Annotated in this window: 13 protein-coding genes; 4 read left to right on the top strand and 9 right to left on the bottom strand. The window is 63.3% G+C overall.

The genetic code is table 11. The features are described from left to right. Positions 1-75: 75 nt before the first annotated feature. From VM99_05775 to VM99_05750, 6 genes are read right to left on the bottom strand one after another with little or no spacing between them, the layout of a single operon-like run. Positions 76-1,755 (bottom strand): AMP-binding protein, encoded by a 1,680-nt coding sequence (locus VM99_05775; GenBank protein AKJ97588.1) that lies wholly within the window; start codon positions 1,753-1,755, stop codon positions 76-78. Next, a complete protein-coding gene (locus VM99_05770) occupies positions 1,752-2,297 on the bottom strand; it encodes a membrane protein (GenBank protein AKJ97587.1) in 546 nt (181 codons plus the stop codon). Before VM99_05770 ends, VM99_05775 begins: the two co-directional genes overlap by 4 nt. Continuing rightward, complete coding sequence (locus VM99_05765; protein ID AKJ97586.1) at positions 2,294-2,548, bottom strand: acyl carrier protein; 255 nt, start codon at positions 2,546-2,548, stop codon at positions 2,294-2,296. The genes VM99_05770 and VM99_05765 overlap by 4 nt, the downstream gene beginning before the upstream one ends. A gap of 9 nt (positions 2,549-2,557) precedes the next feature. Then, positions 2,558-2,815, bottom strand: a complete 258-nt coding sequence (locus VM99_05760) for an acyl carrier protein (protein AKJ97585.1) — start codon at positions 2,813-2,815, stop codon at positions 2,558-2,560. Then, a complete protein-coding gene (locus VM99_05755) occupies positions 2,796-3,605 on the bottom strand; it encodes an acyltransferase (protein AKJ97584.1) in 810 nt (269 codons plus the stop codon). Before VM99_05755 ends, VM99_05760 begins: the two co-directional genes overlap by 20 nt. Further along, positions 3,581-4,300, bottom strand: coding sequence for a 3-oxoacyl-ACP synthase (locus VM99_05750; GenBank protein ID AKJ97583.1), 720 nt, complete (start codon positions 4,298-4,300; stop codon positions 3,581-3,583). Before VM99_05750 ends, VM99_05755 begins: the two co-directional genes overlap by 25 nt. Before the next feature lie 361 nt (positions 4,301-4,661). On the opposite strand from VM99_05750, the gene VM99_05745 reads away from it, so the two are divergent. Beyond that, positions 4,662-5,432, top strand: a complete 771-nt coding sequence (locus VM99_05745; protein AKJ97582.1) for a cobalamin biosynthesis protein CobQ — start codon at positions 4,662-4,664, stop codon at positions 5,430-5,432. A gap of 117 nt (positions 5,433-5,549) precedes the next feature. On the opposite strand, the gene VM99_05740 is transcribed toward VM99_05745, so the two are convergent. Both VM99_05740 and VM99_05735 read right to left on the bottom strand, forming a co-directional pair. Beyond that, a complete protein-coding gene (locus VM99_05740) occupies positions 5,550-5,972 on the bottom strand; it encodes a thioredoxin (GenBank protein AKJ97581.1) in 423 nt (140 codons plus the stop codon). 173 nt (positions 5,973-6,145) lie between these two features. Then, on the bottom strand, positions 6,146-6,772 hold the full coding sequence (locus VM99_05735; protein ID AKJ97580.1) for a hypothetical protein: 627 nt from the start codon (positions 6,770-6,772) through the stop codon (positions 6,146-6,148). Positions 6,773-6,918: 146 nt separating this feature from the next. Here VM99_05735 and VM99_05730 point away from each other — a divergent pair, with 146 nt between their 5' ends. From VM99_05730 to VM99_05720, 3 genes are all read left to right on the top strand, one after another. Next, positions 6,919-7,827 (top strand): LysR family transcriptional regulator, encoded by a 909-nt coding sequence (locus VM99_05730; protein ID AKJ97579.1) that lies wholly within the window; start codon positions 6,919-6,921, stop codon positions 7,825-7,827. 203 nt (positions 7,828-8,030) lie between these two features. Continuing rightward, entirely contained in the window at positions 8,031-8,327 is a 297-nt protein-coding gene (locus VM99_05725; GenBank protein ID AKJ97578.1) for a hypothetical protein, read from the top strand. Further along, complete coding sequence (locus VM99_05720) at positions 8,324-8,725, top strand: transcriptional regulator (GenBank protein AKJ97577.1); 402 nt, start codon at positions 8,324-8,326, stop codon at positions 8,723-8,725. Before VM99_05725 ends, VM99_05720 begins: the two co-directional genes overlap by 4 nt. 37 nt (positions 8,726-8,762) lie before the next feature. On the opposite strand, the gene VM99_05715 is transcribed toward VM99_05720, so the two are convergent. Next, positions 8,763-10,226 (bottom strand): hypothetical protein, encoded by a 1,464-nt coding sequence (locus tag VM99_05715; GenBank protein ID AKJ97576.1) that lies wholly within the window; start codon positions 10,224-10,226, stop codon positions 8,763-8,765. Between the last annotated feature and the right edge of the window lie 25 nt (positions 10,227-10,251).

Raw genomic sequence — 10,251 nt, 5'->3', positions numbered from 1 at the left:
TTTTCTGAAGTGAGCGCTGCGCACTCGAGCGGGAGCAAGCGCCCTCGCCACGGGGCAGTGATGCAGACATGCGAGTCAGTCATCAGCCGCCCCCAGCACAATCCGCCCGCTGGAGCACGCCGCCGTATCGTTGCGGTAGGCGAAGTACAGCTTGCCGCGTTCACCGTCGAAACGCAGGTGCAGCTGGAGTTCATCGCCGGGGCGCACCAGTTGCTGGAACTTGAGCACTTCCATGCCGGCGAACCGGGGTGGCAGGTCCAGCAGTTGCCGGCCCAGGCTCATGGCCCAATCGACCTGCACCACCCCCGGCAGTACCGGTGCGGTGGGGAAGTGGCCGCTGAAGTAGGCCAGGTCCGGCGGCACCCGCAGTTGCAGGTTCCACTCACCGTCGCTTTCGACCTGGGCCAGTACTTCCGGGGCCTTGGGACGGGGTGCCAGCAGCAACGCTTCGACTTCGGCCTGGGGCAGCTTGCCCTGGGCATTGAGCGGCATCTGCCGCAGCCAGCGCCAGCGCCGTGGCAAGGCCAGGGTTTCGCAATGTTCGCCCAGGTGGCGGCGCAAGCCTTCGGTCACGGCGCGGCGGCCCTGGTTGCGCAAGGTGCGCAGGCCGGTTTCGCTCAACACCACCAACGCGCCGAGGGAGGCACGATTTTCCTGCACCACCCCCAGCCGGGCTTCGCTGACCCAGTCGTGGGCCACCAGGGCCTGTTCCAGCATCGGCAGGGAGATGCGTTTTTCTTCGAGCTTGACGATCCGGTCCAGCCGCCCGAGCAGCTCGAAGCGTCCATCCTCGGCGATTCGCGCCGCGTCGGCGCTGTGTTCCACGTGCCCGGCCGGCAAGTAGGGCGAGGCGATCAGCAGCGCGCCGTCACTGTCCTGGCTCAGTTCGACGTCGGCGAAGGGTTGCCACAGCTCAGCGCCCTGGCGCCAGGCGATGCCGCCGGTTTCAGAACTGCCGAAGATTTCCGTCGGCCATTGTCCCAGGCGCTGCTGCAAGCTGTGCGCGGCGTCGGACGGCAGCGCGCCGCCGGAAGAAAACACCCGGCGCACGGCGCTCAGGGCTGTCCAGTCGAGGTTGTCGCCCATGCGCTTGAGCAGCGCCGGGCTGGCGACCCAGGCAAAAGCCGGATGCTCGCGGCTGGCGCGTTGCAGGTCTTCCGGGAACGCCAACTGTCGACGCACGAACGTGCGCCCGGCGCAAAGTGGCCACAACACGCGGAACAGCAAACCATAGATATGCTGGGCGGCGACGCTGCCGATCATGCAGGCCGGGCCGAGCTCGGCGCCCCACAGTTGCTCCAGGGCGTGGACCTCGTTGCTCAACTGGCGCAGGGTTTTCTCGATGCGCTTGGGCTCGCCGCTGGAGCCGGAGGTGCACAGGCTCAGCCAGCAGCGGTCCAGGTCCAGCGGGGCGGCGGTCATCGGCGCCTGTTGCACGTCATCGGGGTGAGTGTCGCCGGGCTGGTCGGTCAGCCACAGGTCGACCTCCGCCGCCCAACGCTGGCGGGTCTGCGCTTGCAGGTCGGCGGGCAACAGCACGCGCACTCCGGCGCGCCAGGCACCGAGCAGGGTGATGGCGAGGTCGGCGGCGTCCTCCAGGTGGACGGCCGCATGTCGCACGCCCCGGGCTTGCAGGCCAGCGGCCAGGCGCAGCGCGGCGTCGCGCAGTTGCGCATGATCCAGTGCCGGGGCGACCGCGACGGCACGCTCCGGCTGAGCCTCGAGCAGCATCTGCTCAAGTGTTATCCAATTCATGGGCGGCCTCTTACCCGTTGTCGTATGAGCCATTCAATGGCAAACAGCAGCCCCATCAATCCGTAGGAAATCAGGCCGGTGTACAACATCCACCAGCTCAGCGGCGCCCAGAGGGTCAGGGCAGCGGCGAGCAAACCGTTACACAGGAAAAACACGCACCAGGCCCACGTGACCTGACGCGTATACACCACGGCCCGGGCTGGCAACTGCGGCTCGCGCAGGCGGGCCAGGCGTTCGATCATCGGCGGACCGTACTTCAGGCTCAGGGCGAACAGCCCCAGCATGAACGCGCTGATCAGCACCGGGTACCAACGCAGCAGGGCCGGGCTGTCGAACCACGCGAGCAAGGCACAGAAGCCGATCGCCGTGGCCGCCATCCAATGGCTGCCGGGCCCGCCCCTGCCGAGCAGGGCCCGTGCCAACCACAAGCTACCCAGCAGCAGTCCGAACTGCCATGGGGCGAAGTGCTCCATGCCGAAATACACCGCAAAGGGGTACAGCAGGCCCGCCAGCAGCAGGCTGAGGCCAATCAGCCGGGTCATGCGGCCGGTTGGACCAGTCGATAGACCGCCTCGACCACGTCGTTGACGGTGCGCACCGACTTGAATTCCTCGGCGGCAATCTTCTTGCCGGTCTGGCGCTTGATGTGATCGATCAGGTCGACCGCGTCGATGCTGTCGATCTCCAGGTCCTGGTACAGGTTCGATTCCAGGGTCACGCGATCGGGGTCCAGCTCGAACAGCTCGACCAGAGCATCGCGAAGGGTGTTGAAAATGTCGTCACGAGTTTGCATGGTCCGGTCTCAGGGGCGTTTTGCAGTGACGAAGGCCGCAAGGCTTGCCACATTGCTGAAATGGTTACGGGTGTCCTTGGCGTCGGCGTCGATCTTGATGCCGTACTGTTTCTGGATCGCCAGGCCAAGCTCCAGGGCATCTACCGAGTCCAGGCCCAGGCCTTCGCCGAACAGGGTCTGGTGGTCGCCAATGTCGTCGATGCCGATGTCTTCCAGGCCGAGGGCGTCGATGATCAGCTGTTTGATGTCACGGTGCAGATCGCTCATCTTCGGCGAGCTCCTTGATGAAATAGTGATGCAGAAAATCGTTGAGCCTGCGCGACGCTTGCGGCGGCGGGCCGAGCGCGGCGAATGCCTGTGGGTCTATATCGGCACCGACCCGGAAACTGAAATGCACGCGGCGCGCGGGAATGCGATACCAGGGTTCGGCCTTGGTCAGGGTGGTGGGGCTGACCTTGATGGTCACGGGCGTGAGGATTTTCGCACCCCGCAGCGCGATGGCGGCCGCGCCCCGATGAAATGCCGGCGCTTCGCCTGGCTGGGTGCGGGTGCCTTCGGGGAAGACGATCAGGGTCTGGCCCTCTTGCAGGGCGTTGCTGGCGGCATCGAGCATGTCCATGCTGCCGTCGTTGCTGATGTACTGGGTCGAGCGCAGCGGGCCGCGGGTGAAAGGGTTGTCCCACAGACTTTGCTTGACCACGCAGTTGGTGTCGCGCACCAGCCCGATCAGGAACACCACGTCGATCAGCGACGGGTGATTGGCGATGATCATCTGCCCGGGCCGGCCGAGTCGTTCGGCTCCGTCGATCTGGTAGGTGAGCACCCCGGTGCGGGCCATGAAGCGGATAAAGCACCAGAACAATCGCCCGACCGTGCGGCGGGCTCTGTGCCGGTGGGCCTGGGCATCGCCGGGCAGGCAGGCGAGCAACGGGAACACTAGCAGGCGCAGGCACAACCCGCCAAACCCGAACAGGGCAAAGCTTGCGGCGGTCGCGACCAGGCGCCAATAGTAGGCGTCGCGTTGTTTACCGGTCACCGGTTGCGTTGCCAGGTCCATAGACGATTCTTCCAGGCATGTTGGCAGGTGGTTTGGTGGTTCAGCAGCGTACGCACCAGGTCCAGGGCATGGGGCCACTCGCTGCCCGGCGGTTGTCCGTCCTGGGCGGCGAGGTCCAGTTGCCAGTCGTCGCCGCGGGTCAGCAGCAGTGCCAGCGCGTAGGGGAACGGTACGTCGTCGACCCACGGCGCATAGACCTGCGGCGGTTGTTCTTCGGTGATCACCAGCAATACCGCCGGCGCCCCTTCGTTCAGCAACGCGGCGGCTTCCAGCACGCCGTGCTCCAGCCCGTCGCCAGTGGCGGCCAGGGCAGTCATTTCGCTGGTTTCGCCCCGCATGATCGACCACAGCCCGATCACGGCGTTGTGCACCGACAAGCTGAACTGGGTCGGCGACAAGGGTTGGTCGGCCGCCAGGTCCTTGAGAATCTCAAATGTGCGTGGGGTTTCGCCGTGGCGGGAAATAAAGACCAACGGCAGGTCCGGCCGGTCTTCGGCCAGGGGCCAGCCGACACTGAAGGCCATCCGCGCCAGGCGGCTGAGGCGCCGGCGCTGCATGGCGGGCAGGAACGACACGTCCGGGGCGGCATCGCTGGCGGCCAGCACGACCGGCTGTCGGCTCCACGCCTGCCAATCGTCCACGCTTTCGAGCCCAGGGGCCCACGCGCGCCATTGGGCGATGTTGAAGTTGATCAAAAGCGTTCACCCCACCCCTGCGGGCTTTTTATTTGTCACGGTCAGCGATCTGACCCGCGTCCAACCCTGCACGGTCCTGCGACCCAAGTGGCGCGCATTATCCCGGTGCGGTTGGCTTGTAGCAAATACTGGTTACATTTTGCCCAGCAAAATGTACCGGTTGGTCCGCTTAATGTGAGGGACGGCTCATTCTGGTGATCGGAGCCCGCCTGTCTGCCGGTGTTTTCTGTCATTCCCGGCGCTTATGGACGTCGCCTTGTTGGAAAAAGCCACTGATGCTGTAGTCCTTCTACGTAGAAGGTAGCGAAGCGGGGCTGCGGCCAACTACACTCGGGAATCTTTGATACACGGAGGTCTTGTCATGCGGCGTGTGGTGTTCAATCAGAAAGGTGGCGTGGGCAAGTCCAGCATCGCCTGCAATCTGGCGGCGGTCAGCGCCAGCGAGGGTTATCGCACGCTGTTGGTGGACCTGGATGCCCAGGCCAACTCCACCCAATACCTGACCGGCCTGACGGGCGACGACATTCCCATGGGCATCGCCGACTTCTTCAAGCAGACCCTGTCGTCCGGGCCCTTCTCGAAAAAGAACAAGGTGGACATCTACGAAACCCCGTTCGACAACCTGCACGTCATCACCGCCACCTCTGAGCTGACGGACTTGCAGCCCAAGCTCGAGGCGAAACACAAGATCAACAAGTTGCGCAAACTGCTCGAAGAGTTGGAGGAGGACTACGACCGGATTTACCTGGATACGCCGCCGGCGTTGAACTTCTATGCGGTTTCTGCGTTGATTGCCGCCGATCGTGTATTGATACCCTTCGACTGCGACAGCTTCTCCCGGCAGGCCTTGTATGGCCTGCTGGCGGAAATCGAAGAGCTCAAGGACGACCACAACGAGGGCTTGGAAGTCGAAGGCATCGTGGTGAACCAATTCCAGGCCCGCGCCAGCCTGCCCCAGCAGATCCTGGACGAACTGATTGCCGAGGGCCTGCCGGTGCTGCCGGTGTACCTGAGCAGTTCGGTGCGGATGCGCGAGTCCCACCAGGCCAGCCTGCCGCTGATCCACCTGGACCCACGGCACAAGCTGACCCAGCAGTTCGTCGAGTTGCATGGGATGCTGGAAAGCGCCTGAATCCGAGCATAACCCTCTGTGGGAGCGGGCTTGCTCGCGAATGCGGTGTATCAGCCACCCAAGCTTTGGATGACATAGCGTATTCGCGAGCAAGCCCGCTCCCACAATGAGGTGGCTTCAAATCCCCTGGCTGCGCAACCAGGCCATCAGTTGCGGCAACGGGAACGCCCCGCTCTGGCGCGCCACTTCCCGACCGTCCTTGAACAGAATCAGGCTGGGAATCGAGCGGATTCCCAATTGCGCCGATAACGCCTGGTTGGCCTCACTGTCGAGCTTGGCCAGCCGGCATTTGCCCACCAGTCGCGCGGCGGCTTGCTCGAACACGGGGGCGAAGGCCTTGCACGGCCCACACCAGTCGGCCCACACATCCACCAACAACGGCAGGTCGCCCTTGATCTGGCTGGCATAATCGCCTTGCTTGAGTTCGAACGGTTCGCTCGACAGCACGGGGGCCTTGCACCGCCCGCACTTGGGCTGGTCGCCGAGGCGTTCGGCGGGTATGCGGTTGAGCCCGTTGCAGTGGGGGCAGGGGATCAGCATCAGGTCAGTCTCCCGGAAAAATCATTGGCACAGATTGAACACTATATAGAAACCACCGAAAACCCATGTGGGAGCGGGCTTGCTCGCGAAGGCGATGTATCAGACACCTGGATGTCGACTGATACACCGCCTTCGCGAGCAAGCCCGCTCCCACATTGTGTACGACGTCGCTGTTATTTAGCGTTGGTCAGTGTGTTGTAGCTGGTCATCAGGTTGCGGTAGTCCGGGATGTGGTTGGAGAACAACGTCGCCAGCCCTTCCACGTCGTTGCGCCAGTCGCGATGCAGCTCGCAGGCCAGGCCGAACCAGGTCATCAATTGAGCGCCGGCGGTGGACATGCGGTCCCAGGCCGAGTCACGGGTCAGCTCGTTGAACGTGCCGGAGGCATCGGTGACCACGAACACCTCGAAACCTTCGGCCAGGGCCGACAGCGCCGGGAAGGCCACGCAGACTTCGGTGACGACGCCGGCGATGATCAGTTGTTTCTTGCCGGTGGCCTTGATCGCCTTGACGAAATCTTCGTTGTCCCAGGCGTTGATCTGGCCGGGGCGGGCGATGTACGGCGCATCCGGGAACAGGTTCTTGAGTTCAGGCATCAGCGGGCCGTTGGGGCCGGTTTCGAAGCTGGTGGTAAGGATGGTCGGCAGCTCGAAGTACTTCGCCAGGTCGGCCAGGGCCAGCACGTTGTTCTTGAAGCGGTCCGGGTCGATGTCGCGCACCAGCGACAGCAGGCCGGCCTGGTGGTCCACCAGCAGAACGGCGGCGTTGTCTTTGTCCAGGCGGTTGTAGGAAGTGGTCATGGTGAATCCTCTCAAGTTTGGGTGCCGATCGGTTCGGCGTGATTAACGGGTGTGAAGGTGTTCCTAAGCGATGGATATAGATTAAAAGCGACACCTTTGATGCGCTAGACTGCAAAAATCCGCCTTAGCGTTCTATTTGGAGAACGATCATCGAAGACCTCAACACGCTGTACTACTTCACCCAAGTGGTGGAGCACGGTGGTTTCGCCGCCGCTGGCCGGGCGCTGGACATGCCCAAGTCGAAGCTCAGCCGGCGTGTTGCCCAATTGGAGGAGCGGCTCGGCGTGCGGTTGATCCACCGCACCAGCCGCCACTGCACGCTGACGGAGATCGGCCAGGCCTATTACCAGCGTTGCCTGGCAATGCGGGTCGAGGCCGAGAGCGCGGCCGAAGTGATCGAGCGCAACCGCTCCGAGCCCCAGGGCCTGGTGCGCATCAGTTGCCCGACGGCGTTGCTCAACAGCTGGGTCGGGCCGATGCTGACCCGCTATATGCTCCAGTACCCGCGGGTGGAGCTGTTCATCGAGAGCACCAACCGCCGGGTCGACCTGATCCACGAAGGGTTCGACATTGCCCTGCGGGTGCGCTTCCCGCCGCTGGAAAACACTGACATGGTCATGAAGGTGCTGGGCAACAGCACCCAATGCCTGGTGGGCAGCCCGATGTACCGCGAGCGCTTGTCGTCACCCGCTTCCCCGGCGGACCTCAATGGGCTGCCCAGCGTGCATTGGGGCTCGGCGCAGCGGGAATACCAGTGGGAGCTGTTCGGCCCGGACGGCGCCAGTGCGTTGATTCGTCACGCACCGCGCATGGTCACCGACGACCTGCTGGCCCTGCGTCACGCCGTGCTGGCGGGCGTCGGCATCGCCCACCTGCCCAACGTGGTGGTGCGCGAGGACCTGGCGGCCGGTCGCCTGGTGGAACTGGTGCCGGGTTGGACGCCCAAATGCGGGATCGTCCACGCGATCTTCGCCTCACGGCGCGGGTTGCTGCCGTCGGTGCGTACGCTGATTGACTTCCTGGCCGAGGAATTCAGTCGCAGTGACATGGCCTAGCGCAGAACACAGGGCGTGTTCGATGGGTTGCAGGTGTGCGCAAGTCTCACACCTGCTCACATTTTCAGCCGGAGGGTGGCGTCTGCGGTCGCTAGGCTGAAGTTGCACTTTGGCAACCGCTTGTCTACTCGGGATTATCGCGATTTGCGATGAGCTCGATCTATGTTTAACTCCTCTATAGCAAAGTGCGATAAGGACATTGCATGCATGTGATAACTGAGAAGCGTATCTGGGAGGCCAAGGAGCGATGGCCACATTCAGCCAGCGCGTTGGATCAATGGTATCGGTTGATCAAGCGCAACAATCCGATCGATTTTGCAGCGATGAAGTCGATTTTTCCTGCCATCGACAAAGTCGGGCCGCTCCATGTGTTCGACATCGGTGGCAATAAATTGCGATTGATCGCCGTGGTTCGCTATCGGGCCCGGCGTTTGTACATCAAGAGCGTGTTGGACCATCAAGCGTACGATAAAGGTAAGTGGAAGGAGGAAAAGGGATGAGTGCACTGATTGAGCAAGTCGCCGCCCATTGGGAGTTTGTGTCGCCTCTGCTGCGCAAACCCAGGAGTGAAGACGATTACGATCGGCTGGCCGGGGCCTTGGATGAATTATTGGAGCGGATCGGCGAAGACGAAACCCATCCACTTATGAGCCTGGTGGACATCATCGGCGAATGGATCGAGGCATGGGATCATCAGCATCGTCCCATGCCCAAGGCCAGCGGCGTCGAGACGTTGCGTTATCTGATGCGTGAACATGGGCTGAACCAGAGCGACCTGCCTGGGGTAGGTACCCAATCGGTGGTGTCGGAGGTGCTGAGCGGCAAGCGCCAACTCAACGTGCGGCAGATCCGTTGGTTGGCCGAGCGTTTCGGCGTCTCGGTGGAAACCTTTATCTGACGGGGTTATGTGATGCCATTGCTACTGTGGAACGGCATCACGAAGAGCAACTGATCTCCAGGTGCTTGCCCCACTCCGGCGGACGTTGCGCGTAGCGGTCCATGCCCGGTTGTGCTTCGAACGGTTTGCTCAGCACCGTGTGCAGGCGGCGGACTTCGTCGTAGTCGCCGGCCTCGGCGGCATCGATGGCGTTTTGCGCCAGGTAGTTGCGCAGCACATACAGCGGGTTCATCGCGTGCATGCGGGCCTGGCGCTGGGCCTGGTCCGGCGCACCGTCACGGCCGACGCGGGCGACGTACAGTTCGCCCCAGGCGTCGAAGCCCTTGAGGTCGACAAAGTCATCACGCAGTTGCGCGATGGCCTGTTCGGGGTCGTGCTCACCCAGCCGGCGAAAGAACAGGCTGTAGTCGACGCCGCTGTTCTGCATCAATTGCAGCAGGCGCTCCACCAGTGCCTGGTCGTCCTCTTCGGCGCAGGTCAGGCCCAGGCGGCGGCGCATCAGGTCCAGGTAGTGGGCCTGGTACAGCGGCAGGAACAGGCTAAGGGTTTCGCGCAGGGCTTCGACGCTGATGAAAGGCGTCAGGGCCTGGGCCAGGGCGCTGAGGTTCCACTGGCCGATGGGCACCTGGTTGCTGAATGAATAGCGGCCCTGGTCATCGGAATGGTTGCAGATGAAGTGGGCGTCGAAGTCATCGAGGAAGGCGAACGGCCCGAAATCGAAGGTGATGCCCAGGATCGACATGTTGTCGGTGTTCATCACGCCATGGCAGAAGCCGTAGGCCTGCCATTTGGCAATCAGCTCGGCGTTGCGCTCGACGATTTCGCGGAACATCGCCAGGTACGGCTCCGGCTGTTCACGGCATTCGGCAAAGTGCAGGTTCAGCACGTGCTCGGCGAGGGCCGCCTGTAGCTCGGGCTTCTTGGTGTAGTAGAAATACTCGAAGTGACCAAAGCGCACATGGCTGGGGGCCAGGCGCAGGACCATGGCGGCGCGCTCCTGTTTTTCGCGCCAGACCGGGGTGTCCGAGCCAATCACGCACAGCGCGCGAGTGGTGGGGATGCCCAAGGCGTGCAGGGCTTCGGAAGCGAGGAATTCGCGGATCGACGAACGCAGCACCGCGCGGCCATCGCCCATCCGCGAGAAAGGGGTCTGGCCGGCGCCCTTGAGGTGCAGGTCCCAATGCTCGCCGGCTTCGTTGTACACCTCACCCAGCAGCAGCCCGCGGCCATCGCCCAGTTGCGGGTTGTAATGGCCGAACTGGTGCCCCGAATACACCATCGCCCGAGGCTCGGTCTCGGCCCACAGCTTGTGCCCGCCGAACAGCTCGGCGAACAACGATGACTGGGCTTCGGCCGGGTCCAGGTCGAGCAACGCCATGGCGGCCGGGCTGGCGACGACCAGCCGGGGATTGTCGATCGGCTCGGGCAGCACATGGGCCGAGAAACCGTCGCCCAGGCGGGCGAAGCGGTTGTCGAAGGTCAGGGTTTCCAGCGTTTTCATGGCCGTCTCCGGCGCGATGCCTCAA

The organism is Pseudomonas chlororaphis (assembly GCA_001023535.1).
Taxonomy (GTDB): domain Bacteria; phylum Pseudomonadota; class Gammaproteobacteria; order Pseudomonadales; family Pseudomonadaceae; genus Aquipseudomonas; species Aquipseudomonas chlororaphis_E.
The sequence above is the reverse complement of the archived record's forward strand: the minus strand, read 5'-3'. Positions and strand labels throughout refer to the sequence as shown.